Source organism: Streptomyces sp. NBC_01232, assembly GCF_035989885.1.
In the GTDB taxonomy this organism is placed as follows: Bacteria; Actinomycetota; Actinomycetes; order Streptomycetales; family Streptomycetaceae; genus Streptomyces.
Genome location: NZ_CP108518.1, coordinates 1323181 through 1344763, shown reverse-complemented (window position 1 = coordinate 1344763; position 21583 = coordinate 1323181). Strand labels below are relative to the sequence as shown.

The 21583-nt window shown below is 71.6% G+C and carries 16 protein-coding genes; 4 read left to right on the top strand and 12 right to left on the bottom strand.

The annotated features are described in order from the left end of the window. Positions 1 to 70 precede the first annotated feature (70 nt). The 5 genes from OG444_RS06440 to OG444_RS06420 all read right to left on the bottom strand — a co-directional run bounded on the left by OG444_RS06440 (position 71) and on the right by OG444_RS06420 (position 7155). Entirely contained in the window at positions 71 to 1042 is a 972-nt protein-coding gene (locus tag OG444_RS06440; protein WP_327261212.1) for an antibiotic biosynthesis monooxygenase, read from the bottom strand. After that, on the bottom strand, positions 1039 to 3765 hold the full coding sequence (locus OG444_RS06435) for a molybdopterin-dependent oxidoreductase (protein ID WP_327261211.1): 2727 nt from the start codon (positions 3763 to 3765) through the stop codon (positions 1039 to 1041). The genes OG444_RS06440 and OG444_RS06435 overlap by 4 nt, the downstream gene beginning before the upstream one ends. Beyond that, entirely contained in the window at positions 3762 to 4589 is an 828-nt protein-coding gene (locus OG444_RS06430) for an FAD binding domain-containing protein (protein WP_327261210.1), read from the bottom strand. Before OG444_RS06430 ends, OG444_RS06435 begins: the two co-directional genes overlap by 4 nt. Before the next feature lie 384 nt (positions 4590 to 4973). Further along, positions 4974 to 6092: a fatty acid desaturase family protein gene (locus OG444_RS06425; RefSeq protein WP_327261209.1), complete on the bottom strand. Its 1119-nt coding sequence runs from the start codon at positions 6090 to 6092 to the stop codon at positions 4974 to 4976. A gap of 7 nt (positions 6093 to 6099) precedes the next feature. Then, positions 6100 to 7155: a ferredoxin reductase gene (locus OG444_RS06420; protein ID WP_327261208.1), complete on the bottom strand. Its 1056-nt coding sequence runs from the start codon at positions 7153 to 7155 to the stop codon at positions 6100 to 6102. Between the two features lie 87 nt (positions 7156 to 7242). Between OG444_RS06420 and OG444_RS06415 the strand changes: the two genes are divergently transcribed. Further along, positions 7243 to 8382 (top strand): PucR family transcriptional regulator, encoded by a 1140-nt coding sequence (locus tag OG444_RS06415; RefSeq protein ID WP_327261207.1) that lies wholly within the window; start codon positions 7243 to 7245, stop codon positions 8380 to 8382. A 230-nt stretch (positions 8383 to 8612) separates the two neighbouring features. Here OG444_RS06415 and exaC read toward each other — a convergent pair whose 3' ends face one another. From exaC to OG444_RS06395, 4 genes are all read right to left on the bottom strand, one after another. Then, on the bottom strand, positions 8613 to 10136 hold the full coding sequence (exaC, locus tag OG444_RS06410; protein WP_327261206.1) for an acetaldehyde dehydrogenase ExaC: 1524 nt from the start codon (positions 10134 to 10136) through the stop codon (positions 8613 to 8615). 54 nt (positions 10137 to 10190) lie between these two features. Beyond that, positions 10191 to 11498 carry a GAF domain-containing protein gene (locus OG444_RS06405; RefSeq protein ID WP_327261205.1) on the bottom strand — a complete coding sequence of 436 codons (1308 nt, stop codon included), beginning with the start codon at positions 11496 to 11498 and terminating at the stop codon, positions 10191 to 10193. A gap of 186 nt (positions 11499 to 11684) precedes the next feature. Then, positions 11685 to 12944, bottom strand: a complete 1260-nt coding sequence (locus tag OG444_RS06400) for an SWIM zinc finger family protein (protein WP_327261204.1) — start codon at positions 12942 to 12944, stop codon at positions 11685 to 11687. Between the two features lie 3 nt (positions 12945 to 12947). Continuing rightward, on the bottom strand, positions 12948 to 16067 hold the full coding sequence (locus OG444_RS06395) for a DEAD/DEAH box helicase (RefSeq protein ID WP_327261203.1): 3120 nt from the start codon (positions 16065 to 16067) through the stop codon (positions 12948 to 12950). 182 nt (positions 16068 to 16249) lie between these two features. Here OG444_RS06395 and OG444_RS06390 point away from each other — a divergent pair, with 182 nt between their 5' ends. Continuing rightward, positions 16250 to 16432 (top strand): hypothetical protein, encoded by a 183-nt coding sequence (locus OG444_RS06390; RefSeq protein WP_327261202.1) that lies wholly within the window; start codon positions 16250 to 16252, stop codon positions 16430 to 16432. A 214-nt stretch (positions 16433 to 16646) separates the two neighbouring features. Here OG444_RS06390 and OG444_RS06385 read toward each other — a convergent pair whose 3' ends face one another. Both OG444_RS06385 and OG444_RS06380 read right to left on the bottom strand, forming a co-directional pair. Continuing rightward, entirely contained in the window at positions 16647 to 17645 is a 999-nt protein-coding gene (locus OG444_RS06385; RefSeq protein WP_327261201.1) for a polyprenyl synthetase family protein, read from the bottom strand. Positions 17646 to 18015: 370 nt separating this feature from the next. Beyond that, the gene (locus OG444_RS06380; RefSeq protein WP_327261200.1) at positions 18016 to 18795 is read right to left on the bottom strand and encodes a hypothetical protein; all 780 of its coding nucleotides are present in this window, start codon (positions 18793 to 18795) and stop codon (positions 18016 to 18018) included. A 135-nt stretch (positions 18796 to 18930) separates the two neighbouring features. On the opposite strand from OG444_RS06380, the gene OG444_RS06375 reads away from it, so the two are divergent. Further along, positions 18931 to 19845, top strand: coding sequence for an oxygenase MpaB family protein (locus tag OG444_RS06375; protein WP_327261199.1), 915 nt, complete (start codon positions 18931 to 18933; stop codon positions 19843 to 19845). Positions 19846 to 19896: 51 nt separating this feature from the next. Here OG444_RS06375 and OG444_RS06370 read toward each other — a convergent pair whose 3' ends face one another. After that, a complete protein-coding gene (locus OG444_RS06370; RefSeq protein ID WP_327261198.1) occupies positions 19897 to 20496 on the bottom strand; it encodes a class I SAM-dependent methyltransferase in 600 nt (199 codons plus the stop codon). Positions 20497 to 20673: 177 nt separating this feature from the next. Here OG444_RS06370 and OG444_RS06365 point away from each other — a divergent pair, with 177 nt between their 5' ends. Then, positions 20674 to 21453, top strand: a complete 780-nt coding sequence (locus OG444_RS06365; RefSeq protein WP_327266677.1) for an MHYT domain-containing protein — start codon at positions 20674 to 20676, stop codon at positions 21451 to 21453. The last annotated feature ends 130 nt before the right edge of the window (positions 21454 to 21583 follow it).

Here is a 21583-nt window from a genome sequence, read left to right as displayed (position 1 = left end):
GGCACTCCCTGTAGGGGACGATCACGCTATCAAGAACGCCGCCGCGGCCTTCTTCCTTCGCGACCCGGGGTCAGGGCAGCGTCCAGAACACTTGCGTGATGAGGTAGAAGACGACGACCCAGAACACCGTCAGCCCGGCGACGATGCTCACGCCGATGAGGTTGGTCCGGGCCGGCGGTTCGGTCGGTGGGGGCCTCAGCCACCGCTTGAGCAGCCGGTTCACGTAGTAGGGCATCGTGAAGAAGCTCATGATGAAGCTCGACAGCAGGTTGCCCACGAGGAGCCCGAACCAGAGCGGCATCCCCAGCGGATGCAGGACGAGCGTCAGCAGCACGACGGTCGGGTAGAGGCCGATCCAGACCGCGACGGCGGTCTTGGTCTCCGAAGGCGGCGGTGCCTCCTTGCCGTTCTCCTCGAAGGCGAACCAGCTGCCGAACGAGTTGTCGATCGTGCGCAGTCTGAAGTCGTCGAACTTCTCCCCTTCGGCGAGAATCTCCCGCCGCTTCGCCGAGGTCAGCCAGGCGTCGAGGTGTTCGGCGTTGTCGTAGCGGTAGAGGGTGGTCCACTCGTCCTGAACGCCTTCGACGGGCCGGAATATCTCCGTGCCGCGAAACCCTGCGAACTTGCCCTCTTCCTGGCTCATGTGGTCCTGCCACACGAGGAAGTCATCGACGTTGTCCGGGTGGACGCGGTGACTCACCACCACGGTCACGAGCGGGTCCGTCGGCTGGGTACCGCCACTGATCACCTGCTGGGTGGCAGGACCGTCGAAGTAGTGCGCGCCGATGTCGAGGAGCCGCTGCCTGGTCGCGCCGTTCATCCAAGCCTGCAGATGGGCCACCGAGTCGAACCGGTAGACGACCACCCAGTCGGGCTGCAGGGCGGTCGGTTTGGTCACCTCGGCGCCGAGGTGACCGGCGTAGCGGGCGGCGGCGGCGTTGACCTCCTCCTGCCATTTCTCGTACGCCCGCTCCATGCCGGGGCGGACCTTCCTGCCGAGGATGACCGTCGCCCCGGCGTCCGGCCGCCGTTCGGCCGTCATCGTCTCGTGCCCGTTCGCGCCGAATGGCTCTCCACGAGCCGGCCGTATATCCGTTCCGGGGTGAGGGGCAGCTCGCGGTAGCGGATGCCCGTGGCGTCGCGGAGCGCGTTCGCCAGGGCGGGGGCCACCGGGTTGATGCAGCATTCCGCCATCCCCTTCGACCGCATGGCCCCGACGGAGTCCGAGGAGCCCACCAGGAGGACGTGGGTGCGGGGCACGTCGGCGTAGGTGGGGATGCGGTAGTTGCGGAGGTTCGGGTTGGCCATGACGCCCTCCGCGTCGACCTGGTAGTTCTCGGTCAGCGCGAATCCGATGCCCTGGGCGACACCGCCCTCCACTTGTCCCCGGACCTGCTCCGGGTTGATGAGCACACCGGCATCGGCCGCCTGGACGCTGTACAGGATGCGGATCTCACCCGTCACCCGGTGGACGGCGATGCGGAAGCCCTGCGTGTTGGAGGTGACGCTGCGGGGCGAGCCGTACGCCTTGCGCGCAGCGGTGAACCGGATGCCGCGCGCCCGGGCCAGGGCGACGAGCGCGGCCAGCGAGACGCGCTCGTCTCCGCAGACGACATCGGCGTCGTCCATCGAGCACATCACGAGGTGGACGCCCGTGTGGGCGGCGGCGAACTCCAGGATGCGGTCGCGCACCGCGTTGGCCGCCTTGAGGACCGCGTTGCCCGCCACGAAGAGTCCGGCACTCGCGAAGGCGCCGGTGTCGAAGCCCGTGCGGTCGGTGTCGGACTGCACCAGGCGGATCCGCGACGGCGTCGTACCCAGCTGGTTGGCCGCGATCTGGACGTGCGCGGTCGAGGTACCCTCCCCGAACTCGACAGTGCCGACGGCCAGCTCGTACATGAGGTCGTCGCCGAGGGTGACCCAGGCCTCGGAGATGTGCTCGGTCGGGGGCGCGGTCTCGTGCAGGGAACTCGCGGCGCCGACCCCGACGAGCCACCCGGGGCCGGGGGAGGGCTGATCGGCTGTACGGGCCAGCTCTCCGGCCACGAGGTCGATGCACTTGCCGAGCCCGTCCTCATTGAACATCACGTCGTCGGGCCCGTCGTGCAGGGCGACGAGCGGATCGCCGGGGCGCACGATGTTGCGGCGTCGCAGTTCGAGTGGATCCATGTGGAGTGCGAGGGCCAGTTCGTCCATCGCCGATTCCACGGCGAAGGCCGGCTGGGTCATCCCGTAACCGCGCAGCGCGCCGCTGGGGACGTTGTTCGTGTAGACGGAGAAGGCGTCGTACTTCTTGTTGGGGCAGCGGTAGATCATGATGGCGGCGCCGCCCGCGTACACGGTCTCGCCGCCGTGGTTGCCGTAGGCGCCCGTGTTCGACACGTTGCGGACCTGGAACGCCGTGAGTGTTCCGTCCGACCGGGCACCGAGCTTGACCGTCAGCTTCATCGGATGCCGGGGCGATGCCGTGGTGAACTCCTCTTCGCGCGTGTACTCGAAGCAGACCGGCCGCCCGGTGTCCAGGGTGGCGAGCGCGGCCAGGTCCTCCGAGATGACCTCCTGCTTGCCGCCGAAACCGCCGCCGACGCGCTTGCAGAACACGCGGAGCTGGTCCGGGCGCAGTGCGAACAGATAGGCCAGTTTGACCTTCGCGATCGACGGCGACTGCGAACTGGTGCGGACGTTCAGCCGGCCGTCCTCCATCCAGGCGATCGAGCCGTGCGTCTCCAGATGTGCGTGCTGCACGCGCGGTGAGAAGTACGTGGCCTCGTGGATCACGTCGGCCGCGGCGAAGCCGGCGTCGACATCGCCGATGTGCGAGTGGATCTCGAGGAGGAGGTTGTGGACCGAGTCGCGGACGAACGGGTCCTCCGAGCCGTGCAGTTGTGGCGCTCCCTCGGCCATGGCCTCCTCGGGATCGAATACTGCCGGCAGCACCTCGTACTCCACGTTCACCTTCCGGCAGCCCTCCTCTGCCGCGCCCACCGTGTCGGCGAGCACCGCGGCGACGCGCTGGCCGACGAAGCGGACCGTGTCGTCGAGGATGTACGTGTCGTCCGGATCGACGAGGTGGTCGGTGTGGATCGCCGTCGTGAAGCGCTTTCGCGGCACATCCTCCCAGGTGTACACGCGATGCACGCCGGGGACGGCGAGCGCAGCGGTCTTGTCGATCGAGACGATCCGGGCGTGCGCGTGGGGCGAGTGCAGCACTTTGAGGTGCAGCATGCCTTCCATGCGGGTGTCCATCGTGAATTCGGCGCCACCGGTCACCACGTCGTCGGCCGCCGGCGCTCCGATGCTCGTTCCGACGGCCTTTCCCGGCGCGGCCGTCTGCACACCGGCGACGCCCTTCACCGCGTCCTCGATGGCCCGGTAACCGGTGCAACGGCAGAGATTGCCCTTCAACGCCCTTGGCAGGTCCGCCTTCTGGGCCTCGGTGAACGTCGCCGAAGTCATGATCATTCCTGGGGTGCAGAAACCGCACTGGAACCCCGGGGCGTCCCGGAACCGGCGCTGCGCGGGATGCAGTTCGCCGGGTGATCCGAGACCCTCGATCGTGGTCACCTCGTGGCCTTCCGCGCGGAAGGCGGGGGTGATGCAGCTGTGCACCGGACTGCCGTCCAGCCACACGGTGCACGCGCCGCAGTCGCCCGCGTCGCAGCCCTTCTTGACACCGAAATGGCCGAGAGCGCGCAGGAACGTACGCAGACATTGGCCGGGTGCCGGTTCTTCGGCAAAGCTCCTGCCGTTCACGATGTAGGTCATGCCGGGCCCCCAGCCGTGAGTTCGTGGCGGATCTCTTCGGCGAAGTGCAGTGTGAGGTGGCGACGGTGGTCCGGGGTTCCGTTGGGGTCGGCGAACCAGACGCCGGCAGGGATGACGTTGACGCGCTGCTGCAGGGTGCGGGCATCGGGCATGGTGTCGAAGGCGATGCGCACAGGGCGTGTGGTGCCGGCCGTGACGGTGAGCAGCAGGTCGCTTGTTCCCGGCGTTTGAGTGCCGATGAGAAAGACCGTCGAACGGCCGAGGTGGGTCAGGGCGAAGCGGCGGTGCGCGGTGCGCTTGCGCAGGGCGCGCGCCGGAATGCTGACGCGTCGCAGTATCTCCCCGGGAGCGAGGACGTTCCGGTTGTTGCCGGTCACGAAGTCGAGGGCATCGACGGTGCGCACGGACCCGTCGGGAGCCCATAGTTCGTACTCGGCCTCGAGCGCGACCGTCAGCGTGATCATGGGGCCGGCAGGCAGGGACATGCAGATGTTTCCGCCGACGGTCGCCGAGTTCCAGACCTTGAACGAGGACAGGAACGCCTCGCAGCTCTTTGCGAACAGGGGGCCCGCGATCCAGCCGGCCGGCGGTGTGAAGGCGTACAGGTCGCGGATGGTGCACGTGGCGCCGATCTCGAGGCCCGCGCCGCTCGGCACGAGGGGATCCCAGCCCAGCGCGGTCAGGTCGACCAGGCGGCGCAGGTCCGGCTGCTCCGCGGAGAACAACCACGTCCCGCCCGCGAGCCATGCATCGCCCTCGCGCCAGTCCATGCCCGGCCGGTCGGACGGACGCCGGACGACTTCGGTGATGGTGTTGAGGTCCATGGAAACACCTGCCCGATGCGTGCAGGGGGAGCCGCCTCTGGAGCGGGAGAAGGTGCTGGGGTCGCTGAGGCCGATCCGCTTCAGGGCAGAGCCCGGTGGGCGCGAACACTCCTCTCCAGCGTACTGAGAACGAGCCGGGCCCGCTCGCCCAAGCGGACGCTCCGGGATGCGGCTGTTCCGCGCCGGGTGCCTCCCCGGACAACGAAGGCCGCCCGCAGTTCCTCCCGCAGCGACCGCTGGAAGGCTGTCACCAGCGTCTGCCCCACCCATCGGCTGCATGCGCGCCGACAGCACCTTCGTCGCTCCACCCGGTGAAGGATCGCTCTCGCCTTCGGTGAACGGCGCTCACACCTCGTATCCGGTCCGTGAAACCGATACCGGGAATCAGGCAGCGACGAGCTCCTGCTCGCGGTCCGGCGTATCGATCTTGGGCTTCCTGTTCGGCAGCGAGAGCCGGAAGACCTTGCGCCATGCGGAGAACACCTGCTTGGGCAGTGGCCCGGTGACGTACTCCAGCTCGTACTTCTCGAACAGCGCGCGCACGTTCACCGCGACCTCGGCGTACCGGTTGCTCGGCAGGTCCGGGAACAGGTGGTGCTCGATCTGGTGCGACAGGTTGCCGGTCATGAAGTGCATGGCCCTGCTGCCGCTGATGTTCGCCGAGCCCATCATCTGGCGCAGGTACCACTGGCCGCGCGTCTCGCCCTTGATCGACCGGCGCTCGAAGACCTGCACGCCCTCGGGGAAGTGCCCGCACATGATCACCGAGTGGGTCCAGATGTTGCGGACCAGGTTCGCGGTGAACGTGGCGGCGAGCGTGGTGAGGAACGACGGGCCCGACAGCAGCGGGTGGATCACGTAGTCCTTGAGCACCTGCTTGCGGATCTTGCGGCCCACTGCCTTGGCTCGCGCGCGGAACTCCGGGTTCTTGCGGCGGCGCTTGTGCAGGTTCTTGCCGAGCTCCAGGTCGTACGCCGCGATGCCGTACTCGAAGAAGCAGGCGTTGATGAAGTTCCACAGCGGCTGGCCGAGGTGGAACGGGTGCCACCTCTGATCCTCGTCGACGCGCATGATGCCGTAGCCGAGGTCGTTGTCCTTGCCGATCACGTTGGTGTACGTGTGGTGCAGCTCGTTGTGCGAGTGCTTCCACTGATCGGCCGGCGAGACGTGGTCCCACTCCCAGGTGGTGGAATGGATCTTCGGGTCCCGCATCCAGTCCCACTGGCCGTGCAGGATGTTGTGGCCGATCTCCATGTTGTCCATGATCTTCGCCACGGACAGACCGGCGGTGCCGATCAGCCACGCGGGCGGGAAGATCGAGAACAGCAGTACGCCCCTGCTGACCAGCTCGAGCTTGCGCTGCGCCGAGATGACCTTGCGGATGTAGGCGGCGTCCTGCTCGCCGCGGGCGGCGAGCACCTCGTCGCGGATCGCGTCCAGCTCGCGGCCGAGCTCCTCGATCTGCTCCGCGGTCAGGTGGGCGGTGGGGTCGATGGCGGTCAAGGTGTTCCTACCGTTCGATGTCGCAGGGGCCCGCCGCGGCGGACACGCAGGTCTGGATGAGGACGCCCGGCTCGGCCTCGGTGATGTCCCCGGTGCGCAGATCGCGGACGGCGCCCGACTTGAGCGGCGTGACACAGCCGAAGCAGATACCCATGCGGCACCCGGAGGGCATGAGCACGCCGGCCTCCTCGCCGATGTCCAGCAACGGCGTGCCGCCGTCCGCGTCGACGGTCTTGCCGCTGGCGCTGAACGTGACCTCGCCGCCTTCACCGGCGACGACGATGCCGGAGCGGAAGCGTTCGGTGTGCAGGCGCTCTCGCACGCCGTGCGCGGTCCAGTGCTCCTCGACGGCGTCGAGGAGGCCCGCGGGCCCGCAGGCCCAGGTCTCGCGCTCGGCCCAGTCGGGTACCAGTTCGTCGAGACGGGCGATGTCGAGCACGCCGTCCGTGTCGGTGTGCACCTCGGTGAGCCGCAGCTTCTTGTCCGCGACCATGTCGTGCAGTTCGTTGCGGAAGATCACGTCCTGCGGCTGTGGCGCGCAGTGGACCATGACGACGTCGTCGAGCTCGATGTCACGCAGCATGCCCATCACGGGCGTGATGCCGCTGCCGGCCGTCAGATGGAGCACCTTGGCGGGCTTGGCCTTCGGCAGGACGAAGTCACCGGCCGGATGGTCGAGCTGTACCAGAGTGCCCGGTTTCGTCCTGTGGACCAGGTGGTTGCTGACCTTGCCGTCCGGGATCGCCTTCACGGTGATCGTGACGCGGCCGTCCTGGCGGTTTGTCGGCGAGGTGATGGAGTAGGCACGCCACAGGCGCACCCCGTCGACGTCGACCCCGATCCGCACGTACTGACCGGCCGTGTGGCCGCGCCAGCCCCGTCCCGGCCGGATCACGATGGTCGCGGCGTCACGCGTCTCGGGGTGCACGGCCTCAATGCGCCCCCGCAGGTCGGCGCCCGCACGCAGCGGGCTGACCAGGTCGAGATAGTCCGACGGCAGCAGCGGCGTCGTGACCATCTCCAGCAGTTTCCACGCCTTGCTGCGGAGGGCTGTACTCGTCATAGGCCCAGCTTGCTGCGTCTCAAGGCGTAAAGTCCTGACCGCAGGACGTGAATCTGATCGGCGTAATTGTTCGCAGGGAATAAGAACGTGAGCCATGTAACCCAGAGGGCCAGCGAACTGGCTCTGGATGAGACGACGGTCACCGCGCTTCGGGCTGCGCTGAAGGCCACCGCCGACGAGGTCGTCCAGGCGATCATCGACGAGGTCCCTTCCTACGCCAACGCCCTTTCCGGCCGTATGGGCGGCACCATCCGCCGAGCCGTCCGCACCGCGCTGGGGCACTACCTGGACCTCGCGAGCGGGAACGCCACAGGCGGCGACGGCGGTGACGCAGCCTACGAGCTGGGCCGCGGCGAGGTGCGCGACGGCCGTTCGATGGACGCCCTGCTCAGCGCCTACCGCGTCGGCGCCCGGGTGGCCTGGCGATGCCTGGCAGCGGGTGCCGTACCCGCAGGTCTGCCCGCCGCCGAGGTCGCCAAGTTCGCCGAGCTGACCTTCGCCTACATCGACGAGCTCTCCGCCGCGAGCGCCGCGGGCCACGCCGACGAACTGGCCGCCCGGGGCCGGGACCACGAGCGCCACCTGGAACACCTGGCCCGCGACCTCCTCGCCGGCGCGAGTCCGGACGTGCTGCTGGCCTCCGTTCAGCGGGCCGGGTGGCAGCCTCCGGCTTCGCTGACCGCCGTCCTGCTGCCCGCCGCCCAGGCCCGGCCCGCCTACCGCGGGCTCGACCCGAGCACGCTCGTCCTCGACGATCTGCCGGACGCCACCGGTGTGCTGCTCGTCCCCGATGCCGACCGATCACATCTCTTGCGGCAGCTGACGGACCGCGCCGCCGTGGTCGGCCCGGCCCGGCCATGGACTCGTGCGTCCGCCTCGTACGCACGAGCAGTACGCGCACGCTCCCTCTCCGCCGATATCCGCGACACCGAGGACCACCTGCCCGAGCTGGTGCTGAGCGCCGACGTGGACGCGTTCGCGGACCTGCGTGCCCGAGCCCTCGCACCGTTGCGGGCCTTGCCTGTCGCGACCGCGCGGCGGCTGGAGGAGACGTTGCGGGCGTGGCTGCTGCACCAGGGCAGACGGGACGAGGTGGCGGCGGCGTTGTTCGTCCATCCCCAGACCGTCCGGTACCGGATGTCGCAGCTGCGGGAGCTGTTTCCGGATCTCGCATCGCCACACCGGGTCCTCGAGCTGATGCTGGCGGTCGGTCTTCGGGTCAGCTGACGCGTACTTCGACCGTCCGCGACCGAGTCCGCGAGACCGCGTCAGCCAGGGCGTGCCACCCGCCCGGTGAGCCGGGCCTGGTCCGCGCCCGGTCCGGAGCAGCCGGTCCGGAGTGCGAGAGGGGCGGGAGGAACCGGGAGGAACAGAAAGAATTGACACCCGTGTCGAGCGGGTCGCGCCGACGGCGCCTGACGGGCGAAACCCCAGGTCAGGCGCCGTCCTTCGAGCCCCTAGAAGAAGCCGAGCCTCTTCGGGGAGTAGCTGACCAGCATGTTCTTCGTCTGCTGGTAGTGCTCCAGCATCATCTTGTGGGTCTCGCGGCCGATGCCCGACTGCTTGTATCCGCCGAAGGCCGCGTGGGCCGGGTACGCGTGGTAGCAGTTCGTCCAGACCCGGCCCGCCTGGATCGCGCGGCCCGCCCGGTAGGCCGTGTTGATGTCCCGGGTCCAGACTCCCGCGCCCAGGCCGTACGCGGTGTCGTTCGCGATCCGTACGGCGTCGTCGAAGTCCTGGAAGGAGGTCACCGACACCACCGGGCCGAAGATCTCCTCCTGGAAGATCCGCATGCGGTTGTCGCCCTCGAAGACGGTCGGCTGGACATAGAAGCCGCCCGCGAGATCGCCCTCCAGGTGTTGCCGCTCGCCGCCCGTGAGGATCTTCGCGCCCTCCCGCTGCCCGATCTCCACGTAGGACAGGACCTTCCTGAGCTGCTCCTCGGACGCCTGCGCCCCGATCATGGTGTCCGTGTCCAACGGGTGCCCCGGCACGATCAGCTCGGTGCGGGCCACCGCCGCGTCCAGGAAGTCCGCGTACCGGCCCCGCTCGATCAGGGCGCGCGACGGGCTCGTGCACACCTCGCCCTGGTTGAGGGCGAACATCGTGAACCCCTCCAGCGCCTTGTCGCGCAGGTCGTCGTCCTTCGTCCAGATGTCGTCGAAGAAGAGGTTCGGGCTCTTGCCGCCCAGCTCCAGCGTGACCGGCTTCAGGTGCTCGGCCGCGTACTGCATGATCAACCGCCCCGTCGCGGTCTCCCCGGTGAAGGCGATCTTCGCCACCCGCGGGCTGGACGCGAGCGGCTTGCCCGCCTCCTCCCCGAAGCCGTTGACGATGTTGACCACGCCCGGCGGCAGCAGGTCCGCCACCAGGCTCAGCCAGTAGTGGACGGACGCCGGGGTCTGCTCGGCGGGCTTCAGGACCACGGTGTTGCCCGCCGCCAGCGCCGGAGCCAGCTTCCACACCGCCATCAGGATCGGGAAGTTCCACGGGATGATCTGCCCGACCACACCCAGCGGTTCGTGGAAGTGGTAGGCGACGGTGTCGTCGTCCAGCTGGCTCAGCGCGCCCTCCTGCGCGCGCAGTGCTCCCGCGAAGTACCGGAACTGGTCCACGGCCAGGGGCAGGTCGGCCGCCAGGGTCTCCCGTACCGGCTTGCCGTTCTCCCAGGTCTCCGCGACCGCGAGGGCCTCCAGGTTCTGCTCCATCCGGTCCGCGATGCGCAGCAGGATCGACGACCGCTCGGCGACCGGCGTGCGCCCCCAGGCGGGCGCGGCCGCGTGGGCCGCGTCCAGGGCCCGCTCCACGTCCTCGGCGGTGCCCCGCGCGACCTCCGTGAAGGCCCGGCCGTTGACGGGGGAGGGGTTCTCGAAGTACCGGCCGCGGGCGGGTGCGACGTACTCGCCGCCGATGAAGTGGTCGTAGCGCGGCGCGTACGACATGAGCGCCCCCTCGGTACCGGGCGCAGCGTAACGGGCCATGACGTCCTCCTCTTGCCGGGCGCCGGCCGCCGTCGGACAGCGCTCGGACGGAGGCTAGGGACGGGCGGGTTGCGGATACGTTGCACGCCGCCGCGCGCGAGGGTCCGGGCGCGCGCCGAGCTCCCGGTCCAGGGCGCGTACGCGGGCCAGCGCGGCCGGCCGGCGCTCCGGCGGCAGGGCCGCCGCGAGAGCCCGCCACGCCTCCGGGTCGTCCGCGCCCCACGGGCTGCACACCCAGTCGGTCAGCAGCCCGGCATCCGCCCGCGCGATCACGGCCGCCCGCGTCTGCTCCTCGATGCGGCGCCGCAACCGCACGATGCCGGGCGCGGTGGAGGCCGGCAGCAGGGGCCCCGGGTAGTGGTGGAGGGCCGCCGACACCGCCCCGGCGGCCAACTGCCGGGTCAGGGCGGTGAAATCCGCGTCCAGAGCGCCGGCCGTGCGGTACGGGCGCGAAAGCGGCGCCGAACGCCCCAGCACGGCCCGCAGCCGGGAGATCTCGGCGCGCAACGTGACCGGTGACACCGACTCGTCCTCGTAGAGGGCGATCGTCAGCTCCTCGCCCGACAAGCCCTCGGGATGGTGCGCGAGCAGCGCCATGATCTCGCTGTGCCGGCGGCCGAGGCGGACCCTGCGGCCCTCGTTCACCAGCAGCGCCTCGTCCCGGCCGAGGGCGGCGAGACAGTCCCCGGCAGCCGGCAGGCCCGGTTCGAGCAGGGCCAACTGGGCCTCCGCAGCCCGCGCCACCGCCTGTACGAAGGCCAGGGAGTGCGGGTGGGCGAGGCCGTCGCCGCCGGTGATGTCCACCGCGCCCAGCACCCTGCCCGTGCGCGGATCCCGCACCGGGGCCGCCGCGCAGGTCCACGGGTGCACCCGGCGGCTGAAGTGCTCGGCCCCGAAGACCTGCACGGGCTCGCCGGTCGCGACCGCCGTGCCGGGGGCGTTGGTCCCCATCGCCGCCTCCGCCCAGCGCGCGCCCGGGACGAAGCCCAGGCCCTCGGCCCGCCGCAGGGTGCCCGGTTCGCCCTCCACCCACAGCAGGCTGCCCCGCGCGTCGCACACGGCCAGCAGATGCGCCCCGTGCGCGGCGAACGCCCCGACGAGATCCCGGAACAGCGGCATCACCCGGGCCAGCGGATGCTCCTCCCGGTACGGCCGCAGCTCCGCCTCCGCGAGCTCCACCCCGGGCGCGCACTCCGGGCTGAGCCGCGCCCGCGCGCACCTGCGCCAGGACCGCGCGATGACGGCCCGCACGGGATCCTCGACCCGCCCGTCCCGGGTGAACGCCGCGTGGGCCAGACGTAGTTCGCGCGTCCGGGCGGCCGGATCGGCTCCGCCCGGCAGTGCCACCGACGGATCGCCCATGTCACCCTCCCGTGGTGCCGCGGTGCGGAGCGCCCCGGCGCCCCCATCGTCGTCCCGGCACCGGATCCCGGCAAGCCGTACGTCGGCCGGGGAACCCGCGGTACGTCGGCCAGAGGCTACGCCGGCCGACGCGGCCCGATCGGCCTCACGCGGGGCGGGAATCGGCCTCACGCGGCCCGACCGGCCTCACCCCGCGGGATCGGCCTCCAGCGCCGACCCGGGGTCCGGGGCCGAAGGGCCCGACGGGATCCAGCGCCCCGCCTCGCGGTGGTACGGCCACCAGCGCCCCTCCCGCCCCAGCCGGAGCTGGCGGCCGGTGCCCGCCTGCGTCCAGCGGGCGCGGACCCGGCGAAGCACCGGCGCCTCCGCGTCCGCCCAGGCCGATGCCAGGGCCGCCCGGGCGCGGGCCAGCGTGGTCCGGTCCGGCGTCCAGTCGTCCTCCAGCGCCGCGAGGCCCGGGGCCGCGCCGAAGCCCCAGGCGCGTACGGCCAGTTCCATGTCGGCCCGGCTCCGCCCGGTAGCCGCCGCCAGGCGGGAGCGGACCCGGAAGTCACCGGCCTCGGCAGCGAGTCGTACGGCGTCTTGCGAGACCGTGAGCGGGGCCGTCGGGGCGCGGTCGGCATGGCCCGGAGCGAGCGCCTCCGCGAGCCGCCGGCAGGCCTCGGTCGCGGCCGCCTGCGCCAGGGACTCCACCGCGTCCACATCGAGGTGCGGTTCCGCCTCGGTCTCGGTGTCCAGCGAGGGCGGCTGGCCCGGCGCCGGCACAAGTGCCGGGAGCGGAGGCAGCGCAGGGCGGTCGGCCGCCGTCGCGAAGACCTCCGCCGCCGGAACCCCCTCGTCGGCAGGCTCCCGCGGAAGCTCCGCTTCCGCCGTGCTCCGCTCCTCCAGCTCGTCCACCAGCTCCCGCTCGCCCCGGCCCCGCAGCAGGAGCAGCACGAAGGGATCCTGGTCCAGCAGGCGGGCCACCTGATAACAGAGCGCGGACGTGTGCGGGCAGTGATCCCACTCGCCGCAGTCGCAGCGCGGATCGAGGTCCCCGATGCCCGGCAGCAGCTCCACCCCGGCCGCGGTCGCGTCCTCGGCCAACTCCGGCGGCACCTCCCGGTCCAGCAGCGCCGCGATGTACCCGGCCTCGGCCGCGGCCAGACCCAGCAGACGGTCCCACTGCGCCTCGGTGAACTCCTGCACCAGCACGTCCGTCCGGTGCGCAGTCCCGTCCGGATCGCGCACCACCGCGGTGAGCCCGCCGGGGCGCACAGAGACCGCGCCGACCGCGCCCGAACGCGCGTACTTGCGGCCCTGCCCCAGCTGCGTACCGTCGAGCGCGCTGTCCTCCAGCGCGCGCAGCCAGGCATGGCCCCACCAGGTGCGGGCGAAGCCGCGGCCGGGGGCGGACGGCAGCGCAGGGAAGGTCTTCTCGTACGGGTCTCGGTCCCGGGTGTTCATCGCTCACTCCCCGCGTGCGGTCGGGCGCAGCGCCACGAGTTCGGCCAGTTCGGCATCGGTCAGTTCGGTGAGCGCGCTCTCGCCGCCCGTGAGGACGGCGTCGGCGAGGGCGCGCTTGCGCGCCAGGAGCTGCGCGATGCGGTCCTCGACGGTGCCCTCGGCGGTGATGCGGTGGACCTGGACGGGCTGGGTCTGGCCGATGCGGTAGGCGCGGTCGGTGGCCTGTTCCTCGACGGCCGGGTTCCACCAGCGGTCGAAGTGGATGACGTGCCCGGCCCGGGTGAGGTTCAGGCCGGTGCCGGCCGCCTTCAGGGACAGCAGGAAGACCGGGACCTCACCCGCCTGGAAACGGTCCACGAGCTCCTCGCGGCGCGGCACCGGCGTCCCGCCGTGCAGCAGCTGCGAGGCGATCCCGCGGGCCGCGAGGTGCTTCTCCAGGATCCTGGCCATCGCCACGTACTGGGTGAAGACCAGCACCGAGCCGCCCTCAGCCAGGATCGTGTCGAGGAGTTCGTCGAGGAGCTCCAGCTTGCCGGAGCGGGCTGCGGTGGCGCCGCCACCGGCCTCCTTCGCGCCGCGTTCCGTAGGGCTGTGCTCGCGCAGGTAGTGGGCGGGATGGTTGCAGATCTGTTTGAGGGAGGTCAGCAGCTTGACCACCAGACCGCGCCGCTCCATCCCGTCCGCCTCCGAGATCGCGGCGAGGGTCTCGCGTACGACGGCCTCGTAGAGCGAGGTCGGCTCGCGGCTGAGCGTGACGGTGTGGTCGGTCTCGGTCTTGGGAGGCAGCTCGGGCGCGATGCCGGGGTCGGACTTCTTGCGGCGGAGCAGGAACGGCCGTACGAGCGCCCCCAGCCGGGCGGCGGCCTGGGCGTCACGGCCGCTCTCGACGGGTTCGGCGTAGCGGGCGCGGAAGGTGCCGAGGCGGCCCAGGATCCCGGGCGTGGTCCAGTCGAGGACGGCCCACAGCTCGGACAGGTTGTTCTCGACGGGCGTGCCGGTCAGGGCCACGCGCGCCGCGGCCGGGATGGTGCGCAGGGCCCGGGCGGTGGAGGAACGCGGGTTCTTGACGTGCTGGGCCTCGTCGGCCACGACCATGCCCCAGGCGGTGGCGGCGAGTTCGGGCGCGGCCAGGCGCATGGTGCCGTAGGTGGTGAGGACGAAGCCGCCGGTGAGCCCTGCGAGGCTGCGGCCCGGTCCGTGGAAGCGGCGTACGGGGGTGCCGGGGGCGAACTTCTCGATCTCCCGCTGCCAGTTGCCCAACAGCGAGGCCGGGCACACGACGAGGGTGGCCCCGGCGGTGCCGGTGCCGGTGCCGGGGTCCTCGGGCCGGTTGCGGTGCAGGTGCAGGGCGATGAGGGTGACGGTCTTGCCGAGGCCCATGTCGTCGGCGAGACAGGCGCCGAGACCGAGCGAGGTCATCCGGGCCAGCCAGCGCAGGCCGCGCAGCTGGTAGTCGCGCAGGGTGGCCCGCAGCTCCGGCGGCGCGCCGAGGGCGTCGGCCTCCTGCGGGTCGGCGGTGAGGCGCGCGCGCAGGCCCTCCAGCGGACCGGTGGCCTCTACGTCGACCCGCCTGCCGTCGATCTCCGCCGACCCGGTGAGTACGGCGGCCAGCGCGTCGGCGGCCGCGATCGTACGGTCCTGGCGGGCGCGGGCCCGGCGGGCCTCGGCCGGATCGACCAGGACCCACTGGTCGCGCAGCCGGACCAGGGGGCGCTTCGCCTCGGCGAGGCGGTCGAGTTCGGCGCGGGTGAGATCGCCCTGGTCGCCGAGGGCGTGGCGCCAGCTGAAGGAGAGCAGGGCGCCGGGGGAGAGCAGCCCGGAGGGGAGGGAGCCGTCGGCGGCGCGGCCGGCGCGGCCGGTGCGGTCGGTGCCGGGGCCGCCCGTGCCGGGGCTGCCCGTGTCTTCGGCGGTACGGGCGCCGAGGACGGCCCGGGCGCTCAGGTCGCGCAGGAGCCCCCGCGGCCAGTGCACCTGGACCCCGTCGGCGGCCAGGGCGGCCGCGGCTTCGCCGAGCAGCTCCGTGACCTCCTCGTCGGCGAGCTCGACCGAGTCCGGGACGGCCGCGCCCAGCAGCGGGGCCAGTGGGGGCCACAGCCGGGCGGCGCGGCGCAGGGCGCGCAGGGCGTCCAGCCGGGCGCCGGGCGGGAAGGCGGCCGCGGCGGCTCCGGATCCGGCCCACACGTCGGCGGCGTCGGCGACGAGGGCCGCGTCGGCCAGGCTGTGCATCTGGAGGACGGCCCGGAAGGCGGCAGCGGACTCGGTGGGCGCATCGGGGGCCTGCTCCCCCTCGTGGTCGAGGGCACGGTCGAGCTCGATCCGCAGGGAGATCCGCACCCCGGCGTCATGGCAGGCGGCCACCTCGGAGGCCCAGCCGCGCAGTTCGGGGTGGAGGCGCGGCGGGCGGGCGGCGAAGGCGGGCCCGTCGGCGGCGGCCGGGGCGGCGGGGGAGCGGGGGAGGGTGTCGGCGACGGCGTCGAGGAAGGCCCGCAGCAGCGGCTCCGGCGCGGGCAGCCGGGGCGGCCCGTCGGCGTTCAGAGGTACGCAGTGGGCGGCGGGCGGCATGGTGGCGGCCAGCTCCCGGATCTCGTCGAGGTCGGCGGCCTCCAGCGGCCCGATCCGCCAGGCGTCGTGGCCGGCGGGGCTCAGGCCGGGAAGGAGCTGCCCGCGCGCGGCGAGGCGCAGGGCGAGCAGGGCGGCGGCGCCCCAGAACGCCGTGCCGGCGGCGACGGGGCCGGCGGCGTCGACGGGGCCGACGGTGGCATCGCTGGGATCGGCCTCGGCTGTGGCCGCGGCCGCCGCCTCGGCTGCGGCGGACCGGGCGCGGGTGAGTAGCGGCAGGGCTTCGTCCACGGACAGGACGAGTGCGACCACGGTGGCCCGACGCAGGTCCGGGGTGATGACCGTGAGCTCCTCGAAACTGCCGGTGCCGGTGCCGGTGCCGGTGCCGGTGCCGGTGCCGGTGTGGGTGCCGGTGGTCCCGGTGTCGGCTCTGTGGGCGGCGCGGGGGTCGGCGCCGCCGGCCGTGCCGTCGGCCGGCCACAGGGCGATGCGGCCGCTGCGGGCCGGCTCGGCGGGAAGAAAGACAGCGGAGTGGTGGATGAGGCCGGAGATCTCGGAGAGCACGCATTCCTCAAACTTGACTACCGGGTACGGGGCGGCCGAGAGTACCCCACCGAGGGCGCCCCGCGACGGGGGCGGGGCCGTGACCCGGGTCACTTCGAAGCCCGTTCGGGTGTCGGGGAACGCGTGGTCGCAGCGGCACGTTGAGTGGGGTAGTGGTCGACGGCAGAAGGAGGTGTCCGCAGATGTCCACGAGCGGAAAGGTCGCGGTTGCCGGAGTCGTGGCAGCCATCGTGTTGTTCTGGACGGTTGGGTTCTGGGCGGGGCTGCTTGTCCTGATCGGCGTGCCGACCGCTGCCTACTTCCTGCTGGACTCCTCCCAGCGGCGTCGCCTGCGGGGTATGTCCAGGAAGCAGATCGGCCGCTGACGGCCGCGCCGACGGTGGACATTGCGAGGGACGTGCCGAGAGCGAGGGCCGTGCCGAGGGCTGGGCGGATCGCGAGGGCTGCGCAGACGTAGGGCCTTTCCGGGCTCCGGCTCCGATGCGGAGCCCGGCAGGCATGGTCGCGGGACGGGGGTGCCGAGAGCGGCCGCTCAGTGGCGGGGGCGCCCGAACGGCGTGGCCCGGCGGAGCCGGCGGGTCAGGCGGCGCCGCTCACGACCGCTGGGACGAGCTCCGGCTCCAGCAGCATCTGGGACGCGTGGTCCACCAGGTGGCGGAGCACGCGCATGTAGGTCCCGTCGCCGCCCAGTTCGTCCAGAATGCGGTACCCCTCGGCGCGGAACGCGTCGATCTCCGCGCGGTACCGGTCGAGGGCGGCGGGCGTCCGCAGCAGGCCCGCGAGCTCCGACCTGGCCTGATGCGAGCGTCCTGCGGCGTCGCACAGGCCCAGGATGCGCTCCCTCGACACGGGCGAGGCGTCCTCGATGACGGAGGCGAGGAGATAGGTCACCGTGCCGTTGAGCAGATCCTCGTCGCGGCCGGAGAGGATGTCCTCCTGGTCGTTGAAGATCTGCCAGAGGATGCCGAAAACATAGCCGAATTCTCGCCACAGCTCTATCTTCTCGGCCGTTGTGCCCGAGAATATCGCGGCCATTGCGGTGATCATTCCGAACGGTGCGCCGGATTTGCCGCGATACGTCTCGACGACCGATTTCCTGGATGCGCTGCCGATGTCCCCGCGCATGTCGTCGATCTGGCCGTCGACGCCTATGATCCAGCCGTTCAGAATCTCGGTTATCAGCGCACTGCGCGCCGACTCCGGGAGATCCTGCTCCAGGAGGATCTGAATGGGGAGCGCGTTTCCTGTGATGACGGATGCGAGCAGTGCTTCGTTCTCCGTGAGCTCGCCCGAGATGGATGCGCCGTTGGCGTCCGCCAGGTCGTCGAGATAGCAGGCCGAGGTCCACCACAGCAGGTGCACGGCGGACAGCGGGATCGCCGGCTTGGGATTCCCGGTCTCTATCGCATGGGTGAGCAGCGGCAGCACCGAGAGGGGATGTCTCAGTTTGCGGTGCTCCAAGAGCTTGGCCACCGAGTTCCTGGTCGTGCTCGCCAGCGGGCCGAGTCGCTCCAGCGCGGTTTCGATCTCCGCGTCGATGTCCTGCGAGACTTCCCGGTGCAGGTCCAGGTAGGACATGGAATTCAAGAATGGCCTCCGTCGTGGAATGGCCGCCGGTGCGCGGTGCGCATCCTTTGAGCCGAGTGACTGGCCGATTCGATCATTCCGGAGGAAAGGGATCCAGAGCGATTTTCAGCCTCATTGGCCGGTTCTTTTCGGTCATGGAGGGCTGGAACGATCGATGCCCGAAAATCGGAGATCGTTGTACCGCTCAGGGGTAATCGTGCAGCGAGTCCGCCACCCGCTCCGGGCCCTGCCGTCGGCCCGTTGGCCCGAACTCGTCCGTGTGAGGCTCCAGGTCCGGGATCGGCGGGCCGCCGGTCGCCGGGACCGATGGCCCGCTGCCGACGGCGTCGGGGCCCTCCGCCCGGGTGCCCGCGCCCCGTGTTCATGACGGGCGGACCGCGATGCGGTCGAGATCCTTCAGCAGGTCGGGCAGGTTCGGATCTCCGTCCTGGGGGACCGTGAGCACCTCGCCGGGCTCCTCGTCCAGCAGGACGAAGGCCGCCTCGCCGGTACGGGCCACCAGGGACCACCCGGGGCCGTCGACCCGCAGTGTCCGGGCTCCCTCGCCGGCGAACGAGGACCGTATCCGGCCGGGCGGCGGCGCGGTCTTGGTGTACCCCACCGCCTCCTCCAGCGCCCGCGCGAGTCCGGGGTGTGCGGCGGCAGCCGCCCCGCCGTCCGTGGCCACGCGCTCGCGCCAGTCGGCCCACTCCCGCGCGATCTGGTCCGCGCCCATGCGCCGCTGCACCGGACCCCAGGCCTCGGCCGACGGCGGCGCCAGCGGCACCCGCCCCGTGCCGTCCGCGCCCTGCTCCGGATCGTGGGGTTCCGGGATCCCCGACGCCGCCACCGACAGCTCCAGCGGCCAGCCCGCCAGCGAGACCACGATCGTCCGCTCGTCCGGGGACAGGTCGTATTCCATGCCGCAGTCCCAGGAGGCGATGGCCGTCGCGACGAGCGAGACGTCGTCCACGACGACCGTCCAGCGCGCGCCCTCCTCGTCCTGGCCGAGCACCAGCCCGTACCCGTCCCCGCCCGGCGCCACTCCCAGCAGGGAGCAGGCCTCCGGGAAGTCGTCGCCCAGGATGCTGGGGAACTGTGCCGGGGTCAGCAGCACCGCGGTCAGCACATACAGCGAGCCGCCACCCTCGTCGTCGGACACCTGGCCTCCTGGTAGCTCTCTCGTCGGCGCACCTTAACCAGCGGGTAACCCGCGCGTCGAGAGCTTGCGGGCCACGATTTCCAAGGCTGCTACCTGCACGTAGAGTTGGGGACCCGCCACAGAAAGGGACACCCGGTGCAGCGTTACGACCGGCTGAGGGAGATCCTCCGTCTCGACCCCGACAAGGATTTCCTCGCCATCTACCGGCTCACCGCCGCCTACGAGTTCCCCTGGGACTTCGCCCGCGCCCTGGAACTCGCCCTGTTCCGGACATATGCCGTCCCGAGCATCGGTGGCCTGCTGGCCGAGACGGCCGAATTCACCGAGCGGACCCAGAAGCGCTACGACGACACCGCGCTGCTCCTGGACGCGGTCGTCGAGCACGGCTTCGAGAGCGACACCGCACGCACCGCGATCCGCCGTGTCAACCAGATGCACCGAAGCTACGACATCTCGAACGAGGACATGCGCTATGTCCTGTGCACTTTCGTGGTGATTCCGGCGCGCTGGCTGGACGCATACGGCTGGCGTCCGCTGACCCACCACGAGCGACGGGCTTGCGCGAACTACTACGCCACTCTCGGCCGCCATCTGGGCATCACGGACATCCCGGGCTCCTACGAGGAGTTCGAAGCCACGCTGGAGGCCTACGAAGAGGACCATTTCGCCTGGGACGAAGGCGCCCGCAAGGTCGCCGACTCCACCCTCGACCTCATGGCCTCCTGGTACCCGGCGCCGCTCGCCCCCGCCGTGCGGCGCGCGAGCCTCGCCCTCCTCGACGAGTCGCTGCTGGGCGCCTTCCGGTTCGAGTCCCCGCGCCCCCGGGTCCGGCGGCTGGTCCAGGGTGCCCTGTGGCTGCGCGGCCGTGCGGTGCGGCTGCTGCCCCCGCGCCGGGACCCGCACTTCGCCCGCCAGAACCCCGAGATCAAGGGCTACCCGGACGGCTATGACGTGGGTGAGCTCGGCACGTTCCCCGTGCCCGGCTCGGGCGGCTGCCCCGTGCCGCATCCCCGCCGGCCCGCCGGAGCCGAGGCCCAGCCTCCGGCCTGATCCCGGGCACCTCCGCGGATCCCGGGCGCGTGGCCGACGTACGGGCGTATGTCACGCGTGGCGGACGGCCAGCACCAGGAAACGGTCGTCCTCGTCGGCGTACGAGGTCATGTCCCAGCCCGAACCGGTCAGCAGCGGGCCGAGGTTGTGCTCGGCCCGCATGTCCTTGGGGGTCAGCTCGCGGCCGTGGCGCGCGGCCAGGGCCACTCGCCCGATCGGGTGGAAAAGTGCGAGCCGGCCGCCGGGGCGGACCACCCGGGCGAGCTCGCTCAGGTTCGCCCCCGGGTCGGGCAGGTGGGCGATGAGTCCGGCGGCGAACACCCCGTCGAGCGCCGCATCGCGCAGCGGCAGCCGGGCCACGTCGGCGAGCAGCAGGGCGCCCTCGGCGTCCCGCCCGGCCCGCCGCGCGGCGGCCAGCATCTGCGGGGTGAGGTCAGCGCCGAGCACGATCCCGGCGGGTCCGACGGCGGCCCGCAGCGCGGTCATGGCCCGCCCGGTGCCGCAGCCCGCGTCGAGCACACGGTCCCCGGGCCGCAGTCCGAACTCGGCCACGGCGGTGGCGAAGGCGGGCCCGTCCCCGGGGAACTTGCGGTCCCAGTCGGCCGCGCGCGCCCCGAAGAACTCCTGCACGTGTGTGTGGTCTTCGCTCATGCGCCCATGATCCCCCACGGGCGCCCGCACGCGTGCCTGCGGACGGTGCGCAAGCTGGTACGTGGTGTGATCGGAGTTGAACGTAGCTCTGTCATATTCCAGCAGTTCCAGCTGGTTTCGAAATGCGCCCCCTGTTCGCGCCCTCACCCGGACTAGCGTCCCGTGGCCATGGGACACCTGGGACATCTGGACCATGCCGCCTATGGGTGGCTGACACCCGCGCTGTCATATGTGATGGCATCGATCGGCGCCGCCCTCGGGCTGCGCTGCACCGTCCGTGCGCTCGCCACGACCGGAGCCTCCCGCCGCAACTGGCTCCTCACCGCGGCCTCGGCCATCGGCACCGGCATCTGGACCATGCACTTCGTCGCGATGCTCGGCTTCGAGGCCACGGGCACCGAGATCCACTACAACGTGCCGCTCACGATCCTCAGCCTGCTCGTCGCCATGCTGGTCGTCGGCGCCGGGGTCTTCGCCGTCGGATACGGCAATGACCGCAACCGGTCCCTCGTACTGGGCGGCCTCACCACCGGGCTCGGCGTCGCCAGCATGCACTACCTGGGCATGGCGGCCCTCCGGCTGCACGGCGAGGTCTCGTACGACCCGCTCACCGTCGGCCTCTCCGTCGCCATCGCCGTGTTCGCGGCGACCGCCGCGCTGTGGGCCGCGCTCAACATCAAGTCGCCGGTTGCGGTCGCCGTCGCCTCCCTCGTCATGGGCGCCGCCGTCAGCAGCATGCACTACACGGGGATGATGGCCGTCGCCGTGAGGGTCAGCCCCTCGGACGCGGTCCTGCCCGGTGCCACGGCCATGCAGTTCATCTTCCCGCTCGCCGTGGGGCTGGGCTCGTACCTGTTCATCACCGCCGCCTTCGTCGCGCTCTCCCCCACCGTCGGCGAGCGCGGCGCCGGCGCTGCCGCCCGTCACCCGGGGGAGGCCACGGTGAGCGCCCACTGACCGCCCACCGACCCCGCCCGCTGACCGCCCAGCGACCTGCCTACTGATCGCCCACCGACCGGCCCACTGATCGCCCACCGACCGGCGCGGACCCGCGGCACCGCACCGCCGCGACCCCCACGCAGCGTCC